Origin of the sequence: Burkholderia sp. 9775_39 (assembly GCF_015712225.1) — a bacterium.
Taxonomy (GTDB): Bacteria; Pseudomonadota; Gammaproteobacteria; order Burkholderiales; family Burkholderiaceae; genus Burkholderia; species Burkholderia cenocepacia.
Map to the genome: position 1 here is coordinate 35,264 of NZ_JACCQC010000016.1, position 19,198 is coordinate 54,461.

34 protein-coding genes are annotated in these 19,198 nt (G+C 62.0%); 30 read left to right on the plus strand and 4 right to left on the minus strand.

The features are described 5' to 3' along the window. Positions 1 to 47 precede the first annotated feature (47 nt). From H0X90_RS36050 to H0X90_RS21615, 3 genes are all read right to left on the minus strand, one after another. Positions 48 to 182, minus strand: coding sequence for a hypothetical protein (locus H0X90_RS36050; protein ID WP_269061658.1), 135 nt, complete (start codon positions 180 to 182; stop codon positions 48 to 50). Between the two features lie 26 nt (positions 183 to 208). Then, entirely contained in the window at positions 209 to 340 is a 132-nt protein-coding gene (locus tag H0X90_RS36055) for a hypothetical protein (protein ID WP_269061659.1), read from the minus strand. 555 nt (positions 341 to 895) lie between these two features. Next, positions 896 to 1,471: a helix-turn-helix transcriptional regulator gene (locus tag H0X90_RS21615; RefSeq protein WP_196438178.1), complete on the minus strand. Its 576-nt coding sequence runs from the start codon at positions 1,469 to 1,471 to the stop codon at positions 896 to 898. Positions 1,472 to 1,546: 75 nt separating this feature from the next. Between H0X90_RS21615 and H0X90_RS21620 the strand changes: the two genes are divergently transcribed. Continuing rightward, positions 1,547 to 1,855: a hypothetical protein gene (locus H0X90_RS21620; RefSeq protein ID WP_196438179.1), complete on the plus strand. Its 309-nt coding sequence runs from the start codon at positions 1,547 to 1,549 to the stop codon at positions 1,853 to 1,855. Positions 1,856 to 2,235: 380 nt separating this feature from the next. Here the strand turns inward: H0X90_RS21620 and H0X90_RS21625 are convergent, their stop codons facing one another. Beyond that, entirely contained in the window at positions 2,236 to 2,556 is a 321-nt protein-coding gene (locus H0X90_RS21625; RefSeq protein WP_196438180.1) for a hypothetical protein, read from the minus strand. A 49-nt stretch (positions 2,557 to 2,605) separates the two neighbouring features. Here H0X90_RS21625 and H0X90_RS21630 point away from each other — a divergent pair, with 49 nt between their 5' ends. The 29 genes from H0X90_RS21630 to H0X90_RS21765 all read left to right on the plus strand — a co-directional run bounded on the left by H0X90_RS21630 (position 2,606) and on the right by H0X90_RS21765 (position 19,180). After that, the gene (locus H0X90_RS21630) at positions 2,606 to 2,932 is read left to right on the plus strand and encodes a hypothetical protein (RefSeq protein ID WP_196438181.1); all 327 of its coding nucleotides are present in this window, start codon (positions 2,606 to 2,608) and stop codon (positions 2,930 to 2,932) included. A 46-nt stretch (positions 2,933 to 2,978) separates the two neighbouring features. Further along, positions 2,979 to 3,203 (plus strand): hypothetical protein, encoded by a 225-nt coding sequence (locus H0X90_RS21635; RefSeq protein WP_089491029.1) that lies wholly within the window; start codon positions 2,979 to 2,981, stop codon positions 3,201 to 3,203. 11 nt (positions 3,204 to 3,214) lie between these two features. After that, positions 3,215 to 3,415: a hypothetical protein gene (locus tag H0X90_RS21640; protein ID WP_226147174.1), complete on the plus strand. Its 201-nt coding sequence runs from the start codon at positions 3,215 to 3,217 to the stop codon at positions 3,413 to 3,415. Positions 3,416 to 3,435: 20 nt separating this feature from the next. Beyond that, positions 3,436 to 3,570: a hypothetical protein gene (locus H0X90_RS36060; RefSeq protein WP_269061660.1), complete on the plus strand. Its 135-nt coding sequence runs from the start codon at positions 3,436 to 3,438 to the stop codon at positions 3,568 to 3,570. A 46-nt stretch (positions 3,571 to 3,616) separates the two neighbouring features. Further along, positions 3,617 to 3,931, plus strand: a complete 315-nt coding sequence (locus H0X90_RS21645) for a hypothetical protein (RefSeq protein WP_330165462.1) — start codon at positions 3,617 to 3,619, stop codon at positions 3,929 to 3,931. A gap of 8 nt (positions 3,932 to 3,939) precedes the next feature. After that, positions 3,940 to 4,773 carry a hypothetical protein gene (locus H0X90_RS21650; RefSeq protein ID WP_196438184.1) on the plus strand — a complete coding sequence of 278 codons (834 nt, stop codon included), beginning with the start codon at positions 3,940 to 3,942 and terminating at the stop codon, positions 4,771 to 4,773. Continuing rightward, positions 4,773 to 5,033: a helix-turn-helix domain-containing protein gene (locus H0X90_RS21655; RefSeq protein ID WP_196438185.1), complete on the plus strand. Its 261-nt coding sequence runs from the start codon at positions 4,773 to 4,775 to the stop codon at positions 5,031 to 5,033. Before H0X90_RS21650 ends, H0X90_RS21655 begins: the two co-directional genes overlap by 1 nt. A gap of 50 nt (positions 5,034 to 5,083) precedes the next feature. After that, positions 5,084 to 5,467 (plus strand): hypothetical protein, encoded by a 384-nt coding sequence (locus H0X90_RS21660; protein WP_196438186.1) that lies wholly within the window; start codon positions 5,084 to 5,086, stop codon positions 5,465 to 5,467. Then, positions 5,464 to 6,582 (plus strand): hypothetical protein, encoded by a 1,119-nt coding sequence (locus tag H0X90_RS21665; RefSeq protein WP_196438187.1) that lies wholly within the window; start codon positions 5,464 to 5,466, stop codon positions 6,580 to 6,582. The genes H0X90_RS21660 and H0X90_RS21665 overlap by 4 nt, the downstream gene beginning before the upstream one ends. Then, on the plus strand, positions 6,579 to 6,833 hold the full coding sequence (locus tag H0X90_RS21670) for a hypothetical protein (RefSeq protein ID WP_196438188.1): 255 nt from the start codon (positions 6,579 to 6,581) through the stop codon (positions 6,831 to 6,833). The genes H0X90_RS21665 and H0X90_RS21670 overlap by 4 nt, the downstream gene beginning before the upstream one ends. After that, entirely contained in the window at positions 6,830 to 7,033 is a 204-nt protein-coding gene (locus H0X90_RS21675; protein WP_196438189.1) for a Lar family restriction alleviation protein, read from the plus strand. Before H0X90_RS21670 ends, H0X90_RS21675 begins: the two co-directional genes overlap by 4 nt. Next, positions 7,030 to 7,272, plus strand: a complete 243-nt coding sequence (locus tag H0X90_RS21680; RefSeq protein WP_174429532.1) for a hypothetical protein — start codon at positions 7,030 to 7,032, stop codon at positions 7,270 to 7,272. The genes H0X90_RS21675 and H0X90_RS21680 overlap by 4 nt, the downstream gene beginning before the upstream one ends. Beyond that, positions 7,269 to 7,490: a hypothetical protein gene (locus H0X90_RS21685; protein WP_196438190.1), complete on the plus strand. Its 222-nt coding sequence runs from the start codon at positions 7,269 to 7,271 to the stop codon at positions 7,488 to 7,490. Before H0X90_RS21680 ends, H0X90_RS21685 begins: the two co-directional genes overlap by 4 nt. Then, positions 7,487 to 7,969 (plus strand): hypothetical protein, encoded by a 483-nt coding sequence (locus H0X90_RS21690; protein ID WP_330165463.1) that lies wholly within the window; start codon positions 7,487 to 7,489, stop codon positions 7,967 to 7,969. The genes H0X90_RS21685 and H0X90_RS21690 overlap by 4 nt, the downstream gene beginning before the upstream one ends. Positions 7,970 to 7,991: 22 nt before the next feature. After that, complete coding sequence (locus tag H0X90_RS21695) at positions 7,992 to 8,255, plus strand: hypothetical protein (protein ID WP_196438191.1); 264 nt, start codon at positions 7,992 to 7,994, stop codon at positions 8,253 to 8,255. Positions 8,256 to 8,270: 15 nt separating this feature from the next. After that, complete coding sequence (locus tag H0X90_RS21700; RefSeq protein WP_196438192.1) at positions 8,271 to 8,597, plus strand: DUF4406 domain-containing protein; 327 nt, start codon at positions 8,271 to 8,273, stop codon at positions 8,595 to 8,597. A 62-nt stretch (positions 8,598 to 8,659) separates the two neighbouring features. Further along, positions 8,660 to 8,929, plus strand: a complete 270-nt coding sequence (locus tag H0X90_RS21705; RefSeq protein WP_196438193.1) for a hypothetical protein — start codon at positions 8,660 to 8,662, stop codon at positions 8,927 to 8,929. Beyond that, positions 8,926 to 9,393: a hypothetical protein gene (locus H0X90_RS21710; RefSeq protein ID WP_196438230.1), complete on the plus strand. Its 468-nt coding sequence runs from the start codon at positions 8,926 to 8,928 to the stop codon at positions 9,391 to 9,393. Before H0X90_RS21705 ends, H0X90_RS21710 begins: the two co-directional genes overlap by 4 nt. Before the next feature lie 40 nt (positions 9,394 to 9,433). Then, on the plus strand, positions 9,434 to 10,006 hold the full coding sequence (locus H0X90_RS21715) for a hypothetical protein (RefSeq protein WP_196438194.1): 573 nt from the start codon (positions 9,434 to 9,436) through the stop codon (positions 10,004 to 10,006). A gap of 181 nt (positions 10,007 to 10,187) precedes the next feature. Next, positions 10,188 to 10,844 (plus strand): DNA-binding protein, encoded by a 657-nt coding sequence (locus tag H0X90_RS21720; protein WP_196438195.1) that lies wholly within the window; start codon positions 10,188 to 10,190, stop codon positions 10,842 to 10,844. Positions 10,845 to 11,053: 209 nt separating this feature from the next. Further along, a complete protein-coding gene (locus H0X90_RS21725) occupies positions 11,054 to 11,305 on the plus strand; it encodes a hypothetical protein (RefSeq protein ID WP_196438196.1) in 252 nt (83 codons plus the stop codon). Further along, complete coding sequence (locus tag H0X90_RS21730; protein ID WP_196438197.1) at positions 11,290 to 11,994, plus strand: hypothetical protein; 705 nt, start codon at positions 11,290 to 11,292, stop codon at positions 11,992 to 11,994. Before H0X90_RS21725 ends, H0X90_RS21730 begins: the two co-directional genes overlap by 16 nt. A 318-nt stretch (positions 11,995 to 12,312) precedes the next feature. Continuing rightward, positions 12,313 to 12,762, plus strand: a complete 450-nt coding sequence (locus tag H0X90_RS21735; RefSeq protein WP_196438198.1) for a hypothetical protein — start codon at positions 12,313 to 12,315, stop codon at positions 12,760 to 12,762. A gap of 235 nt (positions 12,763 to 12,997) precedes the next feature. Continuing rightward, positions 12,998 to 13,591, plus strand: coding sequence for a hypothetical protein (locus tag H0X90_RS21740; RefSeq protein WP_196438199.1), 594 nt, complete (start codon positions 12,998 to 13,000; stop codon positions 13,589 to 13,591). After that, a complete protein-coding gene (locus tag H0X90_RS21745) occupies positions 13,584 to 15,668 on the plus strand; it encodes a terminase gpA endonuclease subunit (protein WP_196438200.1) in 2,085 nt (694 codons plus the stop codon). The genes H0X90_RS21740 and H0X90_RS21745 overlap by 8 nt, the downstream gene beginning before the upstream one ends. A gap of 3 nt (positions 15,669 to 15,671) precedes the next feature. Further along, positions 15,672 to 15,941 carry a gpW family head-tail joining protein gene (gpW, locus tag H0X90_RS21750; protein WP_196438201.1) on the plus strand — a complete coding sequence of 90 codons (270 nt, stop codon included), beginning with the start codon at positions 15,672 to 15,674 and terminating at the stop codon, positions 15,939 to 15,941. After that, a complete protein-coding gene (locus tag H0X90_RS21755) occupies positions 15,941 to 17,593 on the plus strand; it encodes a phage portal protein (protein ID WP_196438202.1) in 1,653 nt (550 codons plus the stop codon). Before gpW ends, H0X90_RS21755 begins: the two co-directional genes overlap by 1 nt. Further along, a complete protein-coding gene (locus H0X90_RS21760; protein WP_196438203.1) occupies positions 17,590 to 18,474 on the plus strand; it encodes a S49 family peptidase in 885 nt (294 codons plus the stop codon). Before H0X90_RS21755 ends, H0X90_RS21760 begins: the two co-directional genes overlap by 4 nt. Continuing rightward, positions 18,407 to 19,180, plus strand: a complete 774-nt coding sequence (locus tag H0X90_RS21765) for a hypothetical protein (RefSeq protein ID WP_196438204.1) — start codon at positions 18,407 to 18,409, stop codon at positions 19,178 to 19,180. Before H0X90_RS21760 ends, H0X90_RS21765 begins: the two co-directional genes overlap by 68 nt. Positions 19,181 to 19,198: the final 18 nt, after the last annotated feature.

Sequence of the window (19,198 nt, forward strand, 5' to 3'; positions counted from 1 at the left end):
GTCGATCCTCGGTGTGGTGTGATTGCCCGCAGTAGCGGGAGCGGTTGTTAGGCGACGACCGGAACGACAAACAGCACCGGATTGACGGCATCGATGTCGCGCGCCGCGATGGCCTGCGCCATTGGCAGATACATCACGTGCTTCCAGACGCTGAAGTCGGCGCGCAGGATTTTGTAGGTCATCGTCGTTCCCCTTCGTGTTGCGTTGGTCAGTCGTGAAACCAGTGTTCGTCGCGCTCGAGCTGCTCGACGGCGGCGCGGAACCGGGCGATCCCAATCGCCACGAGCGTTGCTGCTGCGACGCCGAGCAGGAAACCGATGAGGAGGGAAAGCGGATCCATAGCGCCCTTCAAAGTTGGTTGCAGTGCCGTGCGACTGACTGCTCAGAACCAAGAATAGAACTATCGGTTACCTTGTGTCAAGAACCGAGAGTTACCTTTTTTGGCGAACCTATCCGGAAGGGCGGCGTGCAGGCGAAAAAAAACCCCGCGGCGCGGGGTTGTTGGATCGGTCTTGGGCGGCTAGGGGGAGCTACCCTTCAGAGGCCTTTCTTCATTTTGGCAGCGGCGCGCCGGAGTGGACGCATGCGGCGGCTTGATCGCTAATTGTTGATCTACATTTCCTTGCAAACCGTCATTGCCATACCAATCCCCGGATTAAGCGTTCTCGTATTTTATCGGCCTAAATATATTCTAAGAAGCTCGCTTCCAAGATGAAGCAAGGGACGAAGCAGAGTGAGCGCATTCGAAACATTTGCACGTTTTACGCCATAGGAGACACGCCCGTCGAATTCGAGCGTTATATAAACGTATGCCCGTGGGTCACCGGCAGCCGGATAAACGCCTCCTCTCGGAGGACCCGTAATAGGCCGTCGACCCCGTCGATACTTCGAGAGATCAATTACCTGCGCGCCGTCGTGTCCCGCGTCTCGTGGCCTGCTGCTCATCGCCCCGGTCAGCCGATTCAAAGTGAAGGTCTACATCTTTCCCGGCGCGACTTCTCGTCTCAATATCAATCATGAGCCGGACGGCGTGCAGCAATTCATGAGAAAGATTCCTATTTTCAATTTCGGAAATGATCGAATGCTTCATTTCGCTGACATTGAAATCGTCCTCACGTTTTAGCGCGACCGCCTTTCCCCCGGAATTAGGGAAATTCACATCTTCAGAAATCGGGGCTCCTGCCGATGGGGACACGGTTGTGATGGGATGGGCCGCCGGCTGAAGTGTCGCTGGATCGCGCCCGGTAGCGAGCCATTCGAAGCTCACCGCATATTTGGTAGCCATTGAAATGAGGCGCGTCAACTCGGGGATGGCTTCGCCCTCGAGCCACTTCCTTGCGCCTTTCTGGCTGACGCCCCATTCGTTCGCGAGAGCGATCTGACGCCCGGCGCCCTTAGGCGGCGTCTTGCGCTCATCGAGCACCTTGTTCAGGCGCTCGGAGAAAGCCTGGCGTTCATCGTCGGTAACCATAGGTTCTATTGTCTTTCGCGGCCAGAGAACAATCAGTTCTTGCCAGAGGTAACTTTCGGTTCTAAAATCACCGCCATGAACCTCATCGAATCTGCTATCGCGAAGCTTGGCGGCCTGACAGCGTTCACGACGGCCCTCAATGCCGAGCTGAAGAAGCCCGTCACCTACCAGGCCGTCAAGAAGTGGGTCGCGAAGGGACGTTTACCCCGGACCGAATGGACTGGTGAAACGGACTATTCCTCGGCGATCGAAAAGATCACCGGGAAGTTCGTGTCGAAGGCCGCTTTGCTTCAGCCCATGAGTACTGATTCGGACCCAACACCTGATGGTGATACAGCTGATCGGGATGGCGAAACGAACACGTCCCGCGTGACCGCCCCGTAACGCGAGGCTTCTCCCGGCCTGATGGTCGGGATTTTTTATTCGAAGGATGGACGTTGAGATGGCGCACGGTGCACTCGATCCGGAACAGCAACGGCTGATGGTTGCGTGGAAGGCATTCGTCGCTCCGCCTGACGAGGAAACGTTGCGCTTCAGCGCGGCGACGGCCGAGAGACTGCGCACCGCGCTCCGAGCCGAGATCGAGAGCGTGCTGGCTGAACGCGGCGAGACTATCCGAATCGCGAACGCTGAAGGCACCAGAGCGACGCCGGCCGAGGATTCGGGGTTGGCAACGCTACGCGCCGAGAGTGCTGCGGGTTTGGATTGGCGAGAAGCGGTGATCCAGCGCGGTCGTGAAATCGAAGAATTCCGAGGGCGCGGGATCACTCTCCCGCCGTGGGCGGCTTCCGAAGAACGAGCTGCTTTGCAGTTTCGATCGCGAGAAGAAACGCATCGGAGTTCGCGCTGTGCAGCGTGGTTACGGAAAGCCGTTCGATTTCTGCGCCGACGCATCGAACCGCGTTCTCCGGATCGGGAGAGGCATGTATGAGCGCGCGTGTCGCCGCTTGCAATGCGAGCAATTGTCCTTCGATTGAATCGAGCCGAGCGACCAGCCACGTTCTGTCCGAATTGAAGCGTTCGATCAGCTCCGTCAGCGTTTGCTCGATTGCGCCGAAGCGCCGTTCGTTGTCGTGTTCGTCCATGAGTGCCTCGGTTGTCGATGGGTCGTGCGTATGGAAACCCGATTCTGACATGACCGAAGGCGCTCACCAGATTGAGGGAAGCGGGATGGAACTGCGGAAGCTTCAGCACGTGATCGACGATCTGACCGACGCGATTGGCCGTTGGCCGGAGCTCGTGGACGACGTGTTTGCTTTCGTGTTCGACGGCGGGTGCGTTCGCGATGGCCTGTATTCGATTCGCACGGCTAGCGGCAAAGAAGTGAAGGTCGGCGAACCGATCCGCTTTGACGTCCGCGTCGACATTTTCGCTGCGCCCGAGCTGGCGCAGTTCGCAGTTGCTGTTGCTCAGGGAGTCGTTCCGGCCATGCCGCTCGTCGGCGGCGCGGGACGTCAATAAAAGCAGGGCAGTTTTTCGCATTTTTCTAGCAATCAAGGTGATCGTCATGTCCAAACGTGCCGAGTACAAGAACGAAGTGAAAACCAGGCTGACCGACGAGGAGTACGACGCGATGCAGACGTTCAAGGCTCTGCATGGCATCGACTCCGACGCGGCTGCACTCGCACGCATCACGCGCCTGTTGCTGCTTGGCGTTGTTGGCACTTTGCCCGCGCGGCTCGTCGGCGTCAGTGCCGACGTGGGACAGATCGGCCCGCGGGTGCGTGCATGACGAGCGACTCGGTGGAACAGCCGATCCTCCTGCCGCTGGCCGAAGCCGCGGACCTCGCGACGAAGGCAGCAGAGCAGGGCGTGTCCACCCCCGAATTTCTCGGGATTCACGTGCTCCGCAGCGCCTACGGGGCTTTGCACCCGATCGTGATCGAGTTCGAGCGGCGGCCGAAGCAGGGACAGATTGGGACACTTGGCGAGGAGGAGTCCTAATGTTTCACGTGAAATCGTTCATGGACATCGTGCTGCAGGCGAGTGCGTGCGCGTTGATGCTGTGCGCGTTCTTTCCGGCTCGTCGGCATATCAGGCTCCAGCTCGTCGCAGCCTTCGTCGGCTTCCTGTCCGTTTTCCTCATTCTGTACGCGTGACATGGCCCGGTTCCATTGCCGCTGCCGCCACTGTGATCGACGCAAAGTGCTGCTCGACAAGCCCGACGTGCTCGAGCAAGCGGCTTATCCGCAATGCGACTGCGGCGAGCGGAATTGGCGGATCGACCAATGGATGATGCGGCGCAATGCCGGCGCGACACGCTGCGACTGCGGCGGCTACCCGTTCCCGCATCGCATGAGCAGCTTCTACTGTCAGCACCGCAAGGATGGCAGCGACCGTCTGCCAGGCCATCCGGATTTCTGGACACGCGACATGACGCAAGAGCAGCACGACGCGCTCGTCGCCCGATACCAATCCGAATCGACTGAAACCCTTTCGCCGCTGCAAGCGGCCGCGTAGGAGACGCAATGGCAAAGAATTCCATCGACGCATACGGCGCGCGCGGCAAGAGCAACGTGCTGTATTTCGATCCCGAAGACCTGGTGTTGATCCTAGATCCGGCTCACCCGCTGTACGACCGCCGCGTGCACCTGCCGCCCGACGAGCCGACCGTGCGCAACATCATGGCGCTCGGCGTGCTGGAAACGATCCTGATCCACAAGGATCCCGAGACGGGCGACGTGAACGTGGTCGACGGCCGGCGGCGCGTGATCAACGCCCGCGAGGCGAACCGGCGCCTGCACGAGCTCGGGAAGGAGCCGATCCTCGTGCCGGCGCTCCCGAAGCGCGCTGACAAGACCGGCCTCGCCGGGATGATGGCGTCCGCGAACGAGATTCGGCGCCAGGATTCGCCGATCAACCGCGCCGAGAAGATGCAGCGCATGCAGGACCTTGGTAGCGACGAGGAAACGATCGCGATCCACTTCGGTGTCGATCCGCAAACCGTGAAGCAGCAACTGCGGCTGCTCGAGTGCTGTGCCGACGTGCGCAACGCGCTCGAAGCGGACCAGATCACCGTCACGGCAGCGATTCGGCTGTCGAAGATGAAGCCCGATGAGCAGCGCGCGAAGGTTCGCCAGCTGATCGCCGCGGCGGAAGGGAAGGCCGGCCACGCGCGCGCCCGCGCGCAGCGCGCGGTGCTTTCAGCTGGGCCGCGGATGAAGTCGAAGGCCGAGATCATCAGGGAACTGGAGCAGAGCCGCGGCGAGCGCGCCGAAGCGTTGCGCTGGGTGCTCGGCGGCGTCTCCGAGCCGGTCCAGACGGTCGACCACCGGCAGATGACGATCGAGGAGGCTGCCTGATGTCGTTCCACCTTTCGAATCAAGCCTGGGACGTCGAGCTGCGCTCGAACCAGAAGATCGTATTGCTGGCGCTCGCGCACCTCGCAAAGCAATCGACCGGCGAATGCGCACCTACGGTGCGCAAACTTGCGTACATGTGCGGCCTGTCCGACAGCGGCGTGCGCGACCAACTGACGCTGCTCATTGAAGCCGGCCGCCTCGAGCTGATCGACGGCGACAACGGTCCGCGCTACCGCATTACCGTGGGGCCGCTCAAGTGATCGAGTCAGTCATCAAGCCCCGGCGCCCGAAGGCGGATGGGTGGAAGTTTATGGGACCGGCATCGCCGGAAACGACGCTCGGCTTTGAGGGCGAGTGCTGGTTCCATCGCGCATCGCACCTTTTCGTGATCAGCGCAGTCGAGGTCGCGGCGCCGGAAGGCGGCGTGAGCAAGGGTCCGGAGTACCACATCAGCATCAGCCTTCAGACGCTGGAAGGCACTGCGCGGTGCACGAGCGCGAACGCAATGTTCGTCCTGTCTGCGTTCGATCTGCTCGAGGCGGAGGAGGACAACCACGTGCCGAACGGCCTAGTGCGCAATTTCTGGCGTCCCATAGCCGACAACCTGGTCGGTCTCGAGTGCGCGTGCAAGGCAGATGAGCCGGCCATCGTCGAGGACAAGGGCGATTTCGTGTGGCGAGGCGTCACGCGATGAAGCTCTCGGAATTCCTCGAAAACGTCGGCCACCCGGTAGCCTACTACCCGGCGCTCGCTGGTCCTCTGGGCGGCGTGAACGCGGCGGTGTTGTTCTGCCAACTGTACTACTGGTCGAAGCGTACGCCGGACGATCGCGGCGTGCATAAGACCGTCGAAGAGCTGCGCGGCGAGACGGGCATGTCGCGCGCCGAGCAGGAGACCGCGCGCAAGGCTCTGAAGGCCCGAGGCGTGCTGTCTGAGCAGCACATCCGCCTCGAGCACAAGATGTTCTACAAGCTCGATCTGGACGTCCTCGAACGCCTGATGGAGGAGCGCGCACGCAACCCGGAAGGGGCAGACGATTCCGAACGCGAGAAAGTCGCTTTCCCGAACGCGAGAAAGTCGCGTTCGGGAAAGCAGGAATCTAGCGTTCGGGAAAGCGAGAAAGTCGCGTTGGCGGAAGCGGGAAACAATGATTCGGGAACGCGGAAACCTAGCGTTCCCGAAGCGGCGATTCCCGCTTTCGTTAACGAAGGAAAGACTACTACAGAGACTACAGCAGAGAAGAACCCCCTTACCCCCTTGTCGCCGGCTGCGCCGCCGACGAGCGTTTCTGTGAAAGGCGAAGGAAAGCTCAACCCCTTCGAGCGCTGGTGGGACGCATGGCCCCACACGCCACGCCGCGTTGCAAAGGCTGAATGCGAGAAGCGCTGGCGGCGCGCTGGCCTCGACGAGCATGTCGAGCTGATCGTGGCGCACACGCTGGCCATGAAGCTGACGCAGCCGTGGCGCGACGGATACGAGCCGGCGCCGCTCACGTACCTGAACCAACGCCGGTGGCAAGACCCGCTGCCGCCGACCGAATCCGAGGCCGCTGCGCAAGCCGCTGACGCCGAGTGGTGGTCGTCGGCAGACGCCGTCGAGGCCCACGCCGCGATGATCGGTTTCCGCGGGCGCCACGCCGACGAGCCGACCCCCAGCTACCGCGTTCTGGTCGCGAAAGCGAGCGGCCGCGGGCCGTGGATCGATTTCGTTCTCAAGCACGCCGAGAAATCCGGATCCCAGCGGTTCTACGAATGGGTTCGCGCGCAGCTCGGCGAAGAGCTCCTCCCCACGGACGACTACGCATCATGATCAATCCCGCACACGTGTTCGGCGGCCTCCGAATCATCGAAGACCCGAATCTCGACGACATGCCGAAGATGACGGTGTCCCCGCGCTTCGCCGAGCTGATGCCGGCCGAGTTCGTCGCCGACCTAAACGCCTGGATGTTCGAATTCTTCGGCACCGAGAGCCGGGTCTACCAGGTCGGCGGCGACACGGTCTACATGGGGCCGAAATCGATTGCCGCACTACATACGCAGCTCGAGCGAGGTGCGGCGTGAATCTCGGGCCCTGCAAATTCTGCGGCGGTACGCCGGCCGAGCCTCGCGTCGATCAGGTCGAGTTCGATTCGTGGAGCGCGAGCATTGACTGCACGGACTGCGAAGTGACGCTGACGATGCAGTACGGCTGCGACTCGATCCAAGAAGCATCGGACGCGATCGCCGCTTTGTGGAATAGCGAACCCGAAGGTGCCGCATGAACGTCAAACCCGGTGATCTCGCAGTCGTGCACAGCAATCCCGTTCCGACCGTGAACGGCCAAATCGTCGAAGTTGTTGATGCCGGGACCGGGCACCCCGATTGGGGGCCTGGCTGGCTCGTGAAGAATGCGGCGATTATGTCGCAGCTTGGACACCCCGTGTTCATGCCTGATTCGATGCTGCGCCGGATCGGCGGGGTGCCAGTGACCGACGACATCAGCGACGAGGTGATCGCATGAAGGCGACGATCCTCGCTGGCGGCGCGCTTCAAGTCACGCCCGAAACAGAGCTCGAGGCATATGCGCTCGGGCACTGGTGCCGCGTGAATTTTGGCGACTGGTTCAACGCAGCTCAAATATCAATGAACGTCATCGTTGATCTTTCCGGATATCCGGCAGCGAATCAGGCGATCGGCGCCGTTCATCACCTGCAACCTGGCCTCAGGACGCAATCGTGAGCAAGGGAACCATTCGCCTGCCCGAGAGCGCGATCTCCGACGGCCGAATCGGCACCGCTCGCGTTCTTGGCGCATCGGTCGGCGGCGCGCGCACGGCGCCGGTCGCGATTGCATCGGCCGTGCCGTCGCCGGTCGAGCGCATGCAGCAGCTCGGCCGCCTGCCGACTGGGCGCATGAACAAGACGGAAGCCGCCTATGCCGCCGTGCTGGCGGCGCGCTTGCATGCCGGCGAGATCCTTTGGTTCCGATTCGAGGCGCACAAGCTGCGTCTCGCCGATAACACGTTCTACACCCCCGATTTCACGGTGATCAGCGCCGCCGGCCAGACCGAATACCACGAGGTCAAGGGCCGATGGACGGACAAGGCGCGCGCGAAGACGAAGATCGCTGCCGACCAATACCCGTATCGATTCATCGCGATTCAACGTGACGGCCGCCATGGCTGGCGCGTCGAAGATCTCACCGGCCGCAGCTGGTGACAACCTCAACCAGGAGCAGGACATGACGAAGGTACGAGCGAAGTTCAAGGTGACGCGGCTGAGCCAGCGTGAACATTGGGACAAACAGAAGGGCTCGATTCACGATATCGAATTGGAGCCGGTGATTTCGGGCTCGGCAGAGAACGAACGGTTCTATGCAGCCACTCCGACCGGCCGAATCGCGCTGAGCACCGTGAACGACGATGCGGCAAGCCAGTTCCGCCTCGGCGCCGAGGTGTATGTCGACTTCTCGCCGGCCGACGCCGACGAAGTCACGGGCAACTGACCGGGGGCTGCGCGCATGCGACTCTACCTCGCCGGCCCGATGACGGGTTATCCGGAACTGAACTTCCCGGTCTTCCGCGCAGAGGCGAAGCGCCTGCGCGCGCTCGGCTTCGAAGTGGTCAATCCAGCCGAGATCAACGCCGACATGTCGATGCCCTGGCGCGAATGCATGAAGAAAGACATCCGCGAGCTGGTGACCTGCGACGGTATTGCGATGCTGGCAGGCTGGGAGCAATCGAAGGGCGCGCGTCTCGAGCATCACATCGCGCTCACGCTGTCATTGCCGATCTTCATGGCGGCCGAGCTCGTCGAATTCATGGAGCGCCGGCAGCAATGCGCCTGACGTTCATCATCCCGCCGGAATTCACGGTCTACGGCATGCCGCAACGCAGCCGGACGCCGTGCGTGGTCGATCTGGACGTTACGGAGCTGATCCGGATGCGCTCGAGCGGCCCATGGATGCGCCATCGCGCCCGGCGGCGCGCTCGCGCGACCGCGTATCTCGCATATGCGCGGCTGCCGGGCTGGATCGAAGCACCGGAAGGCTGGCCGCGTCGGGATGGCGGCGCGGTTCAACTCAGCGTGCCGTCTCATTTCAACCGCAAGGTTCCATTTCCGGTATTCCCGGATGGCGTCGACCACATGCGACTCACGAGCGAGGGCTGGGCATGCTGAAGCGCTCGAAGCCGCTCGAACGCAAAACGCCGATGGCCCGCACGGGCTTCGCGAAGAAACCGAAATCGCCATTCAGCTCGCTCGCGCCGGCGTCGACGCTGAAGCACCGCGCTGCGATCAAGCGCCGGATCCGCAAGCCGACGGTGGCGGAGGGCGGGAAATATCTCGCCGCATGCGCTGGCCAGCCCTGCTACCTCAACGTGATGTGCCCGTGGACGGACTGGCCTGATCCGACCGTTGTTCCCGCGCATTCGAACCAGGGCAAGCACGGGAAGGGCATGGGGCTGAAGGCGAAAAACGAATTCACGCTTCCGGCATGCCTCGCATGCCACACATGGCTCGATCAGGGCGGCGCGCCACAGGAGCGGAAGGTAGCCGCGTTCGACGCCGGCTATGCGCGCTGGAAGCCCGTTCGAGATCGCTGTATGGGAATTTCTGAACGACAGGAGAATCACGATGAGTAGGCGGCCGCCACGCGATTGCGACTGGTCCCACACGGAGAAGATGCGCCTGCGTTACTGGTGGAAGAAGCCCGAGCCGATCAAGACGTGGGTGAATCGGTTTCCCGGCCGCACGCAGGGCGCCATAGAGAAGAAGGCGCACGACATGGGCCTTGCCAACCGGCACGAAACGGCACGGCCCCAGTTCGCGGAGAACACGACCGGCGCGCGAATTCGTGACGCCATCATCACATCACCGTCGACCCGCGCGCAGCTCGAGGCGCTGAAAATCGCATCGCCGTCGACCATCGCGCGCTTCATCCGTACACATCGGGCCTCCATGCATATCCATGACTATGCCGAGCGGTCCGGAACTGACGGTTATGCGGCCGAGATATGGGCATGGGGTGGCGGCGAGGATGCGCCGAGGCCGAAGACCGTCTCGAGCACCGAAGCCTCACGCCGCTACTACCGGAAGAAATCGAAGAGCGTCCGATATCGCCGCGAACAGGCTGCGCGGCAGCGCGAGCGCTACCACCAGAAAAAGGGAAACCTCTTGCGTGGCGCGAAGCCGATGCGCGACGAAGCCGCTGTCGCGTTGTTCGGCGAAACCGGTACCGCGGCGGCGCGCGAATGAGCGAACTGCGGAGGTGGGAGTACGGCGACCCGCTGAAGGTGCTCGAACGACGTGAAAGCTCTCGGTGCACCGGCTGCGCTCACGCAGTTGAACGGATCGACCCATTCGGTGGTGTGCGAATGGTGTGTAGGAAGGGCAGGAAATACGGGAAACGCTGTTTGAAATATGAGGAAAACGCGAAATGACTGAAGTGATCGAGAAACTGTTCCGCACGCCCGAAGCCGCGCTGATCTTCGCGTTCAACTACAGCATGCAGCAGCAGGACCGCCCCGCGATGAACCGGATGGCGATGCCCGCCGGGCGGCGCGGTATCGGTTTGGCCGGTCTGGACGGTGCTGGCCAAGGGGGAATGATCCTGCGCGAGCTCGAACCGCTTAGCACATCGGAAATGGCTGCATTGCTCGGTCGATATGCTCCGCGCTCGCGTCCGTGTGCATGTGGCAGCCCGTGCTGCTCGAAATTCAAACCGAACCCGGAATGGGAGGCTGCGATGCGCCACCTCGAGCAGGAGGCGCTATCTCTGTTCTCCGGTCACCTCGTTCACTACCGACTGCGGCGCAAGCTGGTTGAGAAGTCGCTCGGAATAAAGATCGAGCTGAATGCCTTGGCGCGTGAGTGTGGCGTCAATGAGAACACTGCAGCCGCTCACTGGAAGATCATCCGCGAATGGATGGAGGGCGTCTCCGGGAGGCGCAATGGTAAGTCGAAGCGCGTACGCGCCGAGCATGCCGATGTCGACACAAGCGATCCTCACGTCGAGACGCACGATGGGCTGTTGTCGCAGGCCCGCAAGCACTCCGACAGCATTCTTTCTCAGCTTCCGTTCATTGGCGCTTGACGCTTGGGGTTTTCGACCTTAATATAGGATCCAATCTGACACTGTGAATCAGTGCGCCCAAAGCCCCGCAGACATGCCTAGCGGGGCTTTTTCGTTTTCGACGTGTCTCCTCCACGCGGAGTTGTTGGCCGCTTGCCCGCCGTGAGCGGGCTTCTTTATTTACGCGGCAAGGCAGATCGATTCGCCGGCTGCGACGATCCCGGTGCGCGATGAACAAACCGAAATCCAAGAGCAATGCTGGCCAGAGCGGCCCGCGTCTCGGCGGGAACGTCATCGTGCGTACGCCTTATTTCGTGCGGCCTATCGCGGGGATCTGCATCTGCATTTACGAGGACGAGCCGGTGGAGATCGCCGTTCAGGTCTTTCCCGTCGGTCGTGATCCGCTCCAGATTCCATCGGTTCCATACTTCGATTCGGAGCCGGAAAACGGGATTCGCTCGGCAGCATGGCCGGCGCTCTGACAATCAGCGTCGCTTCGAACGCACGCAAAGTGTCCCGGGGCCTCAACGACCTCGTAAAGAAGCAATTGCCGTTTGCGGTTGCGCAGGGTATCAATCGAACTGCACAACGTGTCGCCGATGCAGAGACCAAGAATATTGTCGATACGCTGACGAACCCGTCTCCATTCACGCGCAGTTCCGTTGGTGTGAAGCGTGCTAGAAAGAACGATCCGACGGCGGTCGTTTTCATGAAGGACATTGCTGCCAGTTATCTTGAGCCGTATGAGGTCGGCGGCGTCCACAAGTTGAACAGTCGGGCGCTGCTCAACCCGAAGAACATCCGGCTGAATCAATACGGACAATTACCGCGCGGAACGCTGGCGATGCTCCGGGGTAGGCCCGACGTTTTCATCGGCGCGGTCAAGACGGCGTCCGGCGAGACGATCAATGGTGTGTGGCAGCGCCCGACCAACACATCACGCGTAACGCTGTTGAATGCTCGCGGCAAGCGCCTTGGCAAGCTGAACAAGATGGATTCGAGCCAGAACAACGGCCGCGGTCGTCTGAAGCTGCTTATTCGATTCGGCGACGCACTACCTGTAAAGAAGCGACTGAACTGGGGTGCGCGAGCGCGTCAAATTGTCGATCGTTGGATCGACCGCGACATACAGGACGCACTCGCAGCGGCGATAAGAACTTCAAGAAAATAGACATTGATGGCGAATACCCCGTATCAATCGCAGTGTTGCGGTCGATGCGGGCAGGAAAAATGCGCTTCCGCATTCTATTTCGATCGACGTAGAAACAGGGCGCGCAGCACCTGCATAGCATGCATTCTGGCTGCGCCAACCGGAGGTAAGCGAACTCCTCAGCAGCGCGCCGAGTACCGTCGTTCGAGAGGTGAGACTGATAAGCCGTATGTACCAATGGCGGAGATTCGCCAGCGCGCCGAAGAGCGGCGGGCATCCAAACATGATGCTCATGTAAGGGTGTACTCACGGATTCAGCGCGCAGCAGTGCGCGTGTCGATGAAGGGCAACCTTCATGATGCACACGTGCAACGGTATCGATCTCGCGTAACGGCTTCTAGGTGGGCGTCTCGTTATCGCCTTGATCCGGAATTCGCGCTTCGCGAGCGGCTGCGTACATGGGGGCGGAAGAAGCGAAAGCTGTTTCCAAAACTCGATGACCTCATTCGAGAAGCAATCAACCGCGGTGGTTCGAGTCGGACTGTTGCCGATGTCTGCGGCTATAGCATTCCAGAGCTCATGCGCCATATCGAGCAGCAGTTCCGCGATGGGATGAGCTGGGAAGCTTTCCAGCGCGGCGAGATCCATATAGATCATATTCACCCGCAACGTCTGTTCGATTTAAGCGATGCCGATCAGGTCAGGGAATGTTGGTCGCTCTCGAATCTTCAGCCTTTGTGGGCTGCAGAGAACCTGAGAAAGGGCGGGAAGGTTTCCCATCCTAGATAGGTTTTCAAAAGGTACTTCCTGGGACTTCCATGTACGCGGGCATTGCGCGCGCGCGTTTTTCCCGTTCCTTTGACCAAAAAAAACACGTTACACGTTACACGCTATGGCGGCACCGAATGCGGCTCAAAGGCGCGCTGCGCCTAGCGATGCGGGTGTAACGCAGCGTGGTGCGAAGGTGCGAGGGAAGGGCAAAAACGTTACACCAGAGAGCGTTACACCGGTCGGCACGGACGGCGTGATCGGAAAGGCTGCGCTCGCCGACGCGCTCGGCTGGACCCGGCCGAAGCTTGACCGTCGGCTCGATAGCGACGGCTCGTTCCCGATTCTGAAACGCGGCACACGTGCCGGTGGATGGGAGTTCGATCTCGGCGCGGTCAGGGCGTACCTGGCGGGAGAATCGGCCGGTTCGAGTCGCCCCGCGGCGAAAGCGGCGGCTCGCGCGGCAAACGCGGATCCCGCAGCTAGTCCGTACCCCGACGCGCGGTACGTTGTGTTGCCACCGGGAAGCGCGGTGCCACCACCCGGCGTCGAACCGGTCGCTCACAGTGGCGAGCAGAGCGCGCGCCAGCGGCGCGATCTGGTGCAGGCCGAGATTCTCGAGGACAAGCTCCGGCGTGATCGCGGCGAGCTGGTTCAGGCGGAAGTGATGCGCCAGGTGATCACGAAGATGCTGGTCCACCTCGGCAAGGGCATGGACCGGCTTGCCGACCAAGTGGTCGAAAAGCTGGGTCTGCCGGAAGAAAGCGCCGAGGCCATCCGTGATCTGACGGACGATCTGCGGACGACGATGGTCGATGAGCTGAAAGTGTTGCTGGGTCCCGATGCTTGAGAACGCATACGCTGATGCGTACCAGATCGCGCGCGAATCGCTGGCTGCCTTCGTTCCGCCGGCGCGCGAGACGGTCGCTCAATACGCGGCGCTGAACCGACGTCTGACGAACCAAGGCGGCGGCTATGTGGGCCGCTGGCATCATGAGAAGGCGCCGTACCTTGTCGCGCCGATGGAAACGCTGACGCGCCTGGATTACCTGACGACGGTGGTTGTGGGACCGGGTCAGTCGGGCAAGACTGAGATCGCGCAGAACTGGATGTTGAAGTCGGTCGCGAACGATCCAGGTGACATGCTGTGGTACATGCAGACTGACCCGGGCCTCGAAGCGTTCGTCAAGAGCCGGATCAACACGCAGATCGACGGCCACGCCGAGATGAAGATGAAGCTCGGCACGCGTCCGGTAGACGATTCGCTGCACTTCAAGCTGTTCGACGGGATGCGCGTGGAATTCCTTTCCGCTGCGCACAACAACCTCATCAACAAGTCGGCGCCGCGGATTGTGGCCGACGAGGTCGACGCATATCCGGAATCGCTCGGCGACATCAAGGCGATGTTGGACGTTCGTCGGCAAACCTTCGGGCGCCAGTCGATGTTGCTCGCGATGAGCCACCCTGACCGCGCGCGCGGCCTGATCCCGGAGCGCGACTGGAGCGCCGGCATCATGGCGATCTACGGTGACAGCGACCGACGGGTTTGGTACTGGCCTTGTCCCGAGTGCGGCGCCTGGTCGAGCCCGGTGCCGATCGCCGCGAGGCATATGACGCTTCAATATCCCGAAGACGGGACGCTCGACGAGATCGAACGTGAGGCGCGGCTGTTGTGTCCAGTGAATGGATGCCTGATCGAGGACCGACATCGGCGCGCGATGAACCTTGCCGCCTATCGGTCACCGTTCGGCGGCTGGGTCGGGGACGGGCAGGAGATCTCGCAGGACGGGATCGTGACTGGAGAGCTCGCAGCTCGCAAGACTGCGGGGTTCTGGATCGTCGGCACCATGTCGCCGTTCATCCTCGGTGGAATCGGCGGCCTGGCCCGCGCCAAGGTCAAGGCCGAGCGCGAGTATGAAGTAAGCGGTGACGACCTGACCCTGCGCCAGGTGACGGTGAAGCAGTTCGGCTTTCCGTACGCGCCGAAGCGCGGCATCGGATCGATCGACGCGAACGTGCTTGCCGAGCGTGCCGAAAGCGAGCTGAAGCTCGGCATCGTGCCGCAAGGCGTCCGTTTCATGACCGCATTCATCGACATCCAGATCGCGCACTTCGACTGGCTCGTACGCGGCTGGGGCGTCGGTGGGGAAAGCTGGATCATTGATCGTGGCCGCATTGGGGGTGATCCGGCGACGTCGGCCGAGGACTGGGATCAGTTGCTCGAGTTGGTCGCGCGCACCTATCCGCTTGCCGATGGCAGCGGCCGGCATATGCCGATCAGAGCGATCGGCTTCGACAGTGGCGGATCGCCGGGTGTCACGCAGCAGGCATATGCGGCGTGGACGCGCTGGCGGAAGTCAGAAAAGCGCGTTCGGCTGATCGGGAAAATCTCGGGCCGGGATGCATGGACGGTGCTACCGACGAAGGGCGCGAAGACGCTGGAGGCGCCGAAGCTCATCGTCAACTATCCGGATACCGGGCGCCAGGCGAACAAGGCGGCCGCGCGCGGTGCGGTTCCGGTGGCCCAGTTCAACCCGAACAGCTTCAAAGACGATCTGATGGGGCAGTTGCAGGGCGCGGAACCGGGCAACTGGTACGTGCACTTCCCATACGAGCTCCGATCGCGCGAGGAACCTCATGTCTGGTTCGAGCAGTTGACGGCTGAAACCCGGCAGAAAAATGGTCGATGGGAAAAGTTGGTCTCCGGCCGCCGGAACGAAGCGCTGGATCAGTTGGTGGGGACGCACGTGATCGCGCATCTCCATGGTCTATCGAAGATTGATTGGGAGAAGCCGCCGGCATGGGCTGCCCCATGGGAAACGAACACATCACTTCTGAACGGCCAGGTTCCGGCGGCGCCAGCGGCACAGGCGACGGCTAACGCGCCATCGAAGTTGAAAACATCCGCAGTCCTCAAGTACCGATAATCCATGGCCACTACCGATCCTTGCTCGCCGCTGTATGGGCTGGCTGACGCGCAGCTGCAGTCAATGCTGGCTGAAGCGCAAAAGGCTTATGCGGAATTGCGCAGCGGTAAGAAGGTCGTCTCGGTCTCGTATGCACAAGGCGGTGGTTCGCGAAGCGCCTCGTTTCAGCAAACCGACATGGCAAGCCTGCGTATGTGGATCCTCGATCTGCAAAAGGCACTGAATCCCGCGTTGCAAATCTGCCGCCGGCGCTACATCCGGCCGATCTTCTGATGACAAAATCGCCCGTACTCGTCGACCCGCAAGGTCAGCCGTTGAGACGCGCGCGCGCCGAGTACCCGAACGGCATGCCCATGCAAAGCGGCGTTGGCCGGTGGTATTTCCCGTATGAAGCCGCCGACTGGCAGACGCAGGAGATGGGTGCCTGGCTGCCGTTGATCCGGTCACCCGACGCCGAGATCACGCAGTTCCGCGACCGAATGGTCGCGCGTGCACGGGATCAGATCCGGAATGACGGTAGGTCATCCGGTGGCGTCACTCGCATCCTCGACAATACGGTCGGCGCGGCCCTTCGCCTGATGGCGAAGCCGGACTATCGCGCGCTGCGCTATCTCAGCGGCGCGGCCTTCGATGTGAAGTGGGCAGCCGAATTCCGGAGCGAGGTGGAAGCGCGCTGGCGCATTTACGCGAACGATCTCGGTCGCTACAACGACGTCGCCCGGATGCTCACCGTTTCGCAGCAGATGCGCCTCGCTTTGCGCCACAAGCTGATCGACGGCGAAAGCCTGATCGTGAACTACTGGATGCCGGAACGCGTCGGCCGAGGGGCGGCGCGGTATGCAACGGCATATCTCGTGGTCGATCCGGATCGATTGTCGAATCCGATGCAAATGGTCGACACGAAGCACCTCCGCGGTGGTGTCGAAATTGACGACAACGGCGTGCCGCTCGCGTATCACATCCGACGTGCGCATCAGAACGACTGGTACAACGCCGTCGAAAGCATGGAGTGGGAGCGCGTCGAGCGCGAGGACGAGGATGGATGGCGCCGGGTCATCCACGATTTCGAGCACGACCGAGCTGGACAGAATCGCGGCGTGAGCGCATTTGCGCCGGTACTCGCGCACGCGAAGATGCTGGCGCGGTACTACGGGATCGAGCTGCAGGCGGCCGCGATTTCCGCGGCGATCGGTACGTATGTGACGAGTCCGTACGACCCGAGTGAAGTGCAGGAGGCGATCGGCGAAGATCGCGAGCTCGGTTTCTACCAAACGCTGCGCTCACGCTGGAACGACGAGCGGCCGGCGATGTTCAACGGATCGCGAATCCCGGCGCTGGCGCCTGGTGAAGACATCAAGACGGTCGCCGCTGCCCACCCGCACAGCGGATTCGTCGATTTCGCGCACGAGATGTTGGGGGCGATTTCGACGCAGCTCGGGATCTCCACCGAGCAGATGACCGGGGACTGGACGCGTACGACGTATTCGAGCGCCCGCGGCGCACTGCTCGAAAGTTGGAAAACGCTGGTGCGTCGCCGGTTGGAATTCTCGGCGAACACGGCTGCGCCGATGTATGCGGTGTGGCTGCGCGAAGAGATGGAAAGGGGCGAGCTGCCGCTTCCGAATGGTGCGCCCGATTTTCTCGACGCCGAGACGGCGTATGCGGCCTGCTCGTGGCTCGGCCCTGCGCGTGGCTGGGTAGATCCGGTCAAGGAACCGCAGGGCGCGATCTTGAAGATGGATGCTGCCCTCACAACCCTGGAGCAAGAAGCTGCTGAACAAGGCTTCGACTACGAAGAACTGATCGAGCAGCGCGAGCACGAAATCAAGGAATTTCAGCGACGCGGCATTCCCCTTCCTGACTGGGGTGGCGCCGAGGTTGCCACGCGTTCCGATGAACCTCCTCCGGAGCCCCAGGCAGTATGAACTTCCCCCATCTGGCTACGCGCCTCTTCAACGTCCCGATCGCGATCACGCCGCATAAGGCCGAGATCGTCATGGCTGCACTCGCCGATCGCCTGGGCATCACGCAGTTGTTTCGTCCGGACGGCCACGTGATCGCCTTGGCCGGCGGCGGCGCGCAAGCGTTTCTCTCCGACATGGACGCGGAAGACGAGCCCGTCGACATGCGTCCTTACGAGGTCTGGGAAGGCATCGCACGCATTCCGATCCAAGGCACGCTGGTTCACAAGCTCGGGACGCTGCATCCGTGGTCCGGCATGACGGGATACGACGGCATTCGAGCGCTGCTGAGCTTGGCGATGGAAGACACGGAAGTTCGGGCCATCGTGCTCGACATCGACTCGCCGGGCGGGGAGGTTGCCGGGTGCTTCGATCTCACTGATTCGATCTACGAGGCGCGTGGGCAGAAGCCGATCTGGTCGATCTTGACCGAGAGCGCCTATTCGGCTGCGTATGCGATCGCCAGCGCCACCGACAAGGTCATCGTGCCGCGCACCGGTGGAACCGGGAGCGTCGGCGTGATCTGCATGCACGTGGACTTCTCGAAAGCATTATCCCAGGCGGGCATCGACGTCACTTTAATCCACTACGGCGATCGCAAAGCAGACGGAAACGAGTATTCCCCGCTGTCGAAGGATGCCCGTGCGCGCGTTCAGGCCGACGTCGACACGATGGGTGAGCTGTTCGTCGAGACCGTCGCTCGAAATCGCAGTCTTACTGCCGCCCGCGTGCGCAGTACGCAGGCCGGCACGTTCCTCGGCGCCGCCGGCGTCGAGGTTGGCTTCGCTGACGCCGTCATGGCGCCGGATGAGGCACTTGCCAGCCTGCTCGTTGAGCTCGGCTGATTCAACCAACCATCAGGAAATTCTCATGAGCAATGTGCTTCGAAACATGATGGGGCGCGCCGGGATGTCGTTCGGCCACCTCGCCAAGATTACCCCGCGCGGTGCTCGCGCCGAAGGCGACGACGATCGTGATGACGACGAACGCGACGACAGCGGCAAGGGCAAGAAGGGCAAGCGCGCGGACGACGGCGACGACGATGACGACGACGGTCAGAACCGCGAGAACGGCGACAGCAAGAAGGGCAAGCGCGCCGAAGGCGACGATGACGACGACAGCGACGACGATCGTGATGACGACGAACGCGACGACAGCGGCAAGGGCAAGAAGGGCAAGCGCGCGGACGACGGCGACGACGATGACGACGACGGCGATCGTGCCGAAAACGATGACGACGACGAAGAGGAAATGCGCGGCAAGAGCGCATCCGCACGTGCGCGCCGTCGCGAACGCGCTCGTTGCGCCGCAATCTTCGGCTGCAAGGCGGCCGCGAAGAACCCTGTACTCGCCGCGAATCTCGCGTTCAATACTTCGATGACGCGCAAGCAGGCGATCCGGGTCCTGAACGACACGCCCGCACCGCAAGCGACGTATGGGTCCCGGCGCAATCCGAACCTCGGTGCTGGCGGCGAGCAGTCGCAGAGCCGGGAGCAGGCGGCGGCGTCGAGCTGGGATCGCGCTTTCGCGAAAGCGCGCGGCGAACGGTAAGTCTCGGCCTCAACTCTT

Coding starts and splice junctions, on each gene's coding strand:
- H0X90_RS21760 (WP_196438203.1), top strand. CDS start 17,590: ATGAACTTCCCCCATCTGGCTACGCGCCTCTTCAACGTCCCGATCGCG.
- H0X90_RS21720 (WP_196438195.1), top strand. CDS start 10,188: ATGACTGAAGTGATCGAGAAACTGTTCCGCACGCCCGAAGCCGCGCTG.
- H0X90_RS21695 (WP_196438191.1), top strand. CDS start 7,992: ATGACGAAGGTACGAGCGAAGTTCAAGGTGACGCGGCTGAGCCAGCGT.
- H0X90_RS21635 (WP_089491029.1), top strand. CDS start 2,979: ATGTCCAAACGTGCCGAGTACAAGAACGAAGTGAAAACCAGGCTGACC.
- H0X90_RS21745 (WP_196438200.1), top strand. CDS start 13,584: ATGCTTGAGAACGCATACGCTGATGCGTACCAGATCGCGCGCGAATCG.
- H0X90_RS21665 (WP_196438187.1), top strand. CDS start 5,464: ATGAAGCTCTCGGAATTCCTCGAAAACGTCGGCCACCCGGTAGCCTAC.
- H0X90_RS21735 (WP_196438198.1), top strand. CDS start 12,313: ATGAAGGGCAACCTTCATGATGCACACGTGCAACGGTATCGATCTCGC.
- H0X90_RS21615 (WP_196438178.1), bottom strand. CDS start 1,471: ATGGTTACCGACGATGAACGCCAGGCTTTCTCCGAGCGCCTGAACAAG.
- H0X90_RS21700 (WP_196438192.1), top strand. CDS start 8,271: ATGCGACTCTACCTCGCCGGCCCGATGACGGGTTATCCGGAACTGAAC.
- H0X90_RS21650 (WP_196438184.1), top strand. CDS start 3,940: ATGGCAAAGAATTCCATCGACGCATACGGCGCGCGCGGCAAGAGCAAC.
- H0X90_RS21625 (WP_196438180.1), bottom strand. CDS start 2,556: ATGGACGAACACGACAACGAACGGCGCTTCGGCGCAATCGAGCAAACG.
- H0X90_RS21655 (WP_196438185.1), top strand. CDS start 4,773: ATGTCGTTCCACCTTTCGAATCAAGCCTGGGACGTCGAGCTGCGCTCG.
- H0X90_RS36055 (WP_269061659.1), bottom strand. CDS start 340: ATGGATCCGCTTTCCCTCCTCATCGGTTTCCTGCTCGGCGTCGCAGCA.
- H0X90_RS36060 (WP_269061660.1), top strand. CDS start 3,436: ATGGACATCGTGCTGCAGGCGAGTGCGTGCGCGTTGATGCTGTGCGCG.
- H0X90_RS21730 (WP_196438197.1), top strand. CDS start 11,290: ATGGCCGGCGCTCTGACAATCAGCGTCGCTTCGAACGCACGCAAAGTG.
- H0X90_RS21630 (WP_196438181.1), top strand. CDS start 2,606: ATGACCGAAGGCGCTCACCAGATTGAGGGAAGCGGGATGGAACTGCGG.
- H0X90_RS21660 (WP_196438186.1), top strand. CDS start 5,084: ATGGGACCGGCATCGCCGGAAACGACGCTCGGCTTTGAGGGCGAGTGC.
- gpW (WP_196438201.1), top strand. CDS start 15,672: ATGGCCACTACCGATCCTTGCTCGCCGCTGTATGGGCTGGCTGACGCG.
- H0X90_RS21715 (WP_196438194.1), top strand. CDS start 9,434: ATGCGCCTGCGTTACTGGTGGAAGAAGCCCGAGCCGATCAAGACGTGG.
- H0X90_RS21620 (WP_196438179.1), top strand. CDS start 1,547: ATGAACCTCATCGAATCTGCTATCGCGAAGCTTGGCGGCCTGACAGCG.
- H0X90_RS21725 (WP_196438196.1), top strand. CDS start 11,054: ATGAACAAACCGAAATCCAAGAGCAATGCTGGCCAGAGCGGCCCGCGT.
- H0X90_RS21670 (WP_196438188.1), top strand. CDS start 6,579: ATGATCAATCCCGCACACGTGTTCGGCGGCCTCCGAATCATCGAAGAC.
- H0X90_RS21685 (WP_196438190.1), top strand. CDS start 7,269: ATGAAGGCGACGATCCTCGCTGGCGGCGCGCTTCAAGTCACGCCCGAA.
- H0X90_RS21755 (WP_196438202.1), top strand. CDS start 15,941: ATGACAAAATCGCCCGTACTCGTCGACCCGCAAGGTCAGCCGTTGAGA.
- H0X90_RS21680 (WP_174429532.1), top strand. CDS start 7,030: ATGAACGTCAAACCCGGTGATCTCGCAGTCGTGCACAGCAATCCCGTT.
- H0X90_RS36050 (WP_269061658.1), bottom strand. CDS start 182: ATGACCTACAAAATCCTGCGCGCCGACTTCAGCGTCTGGAAGCACGTG.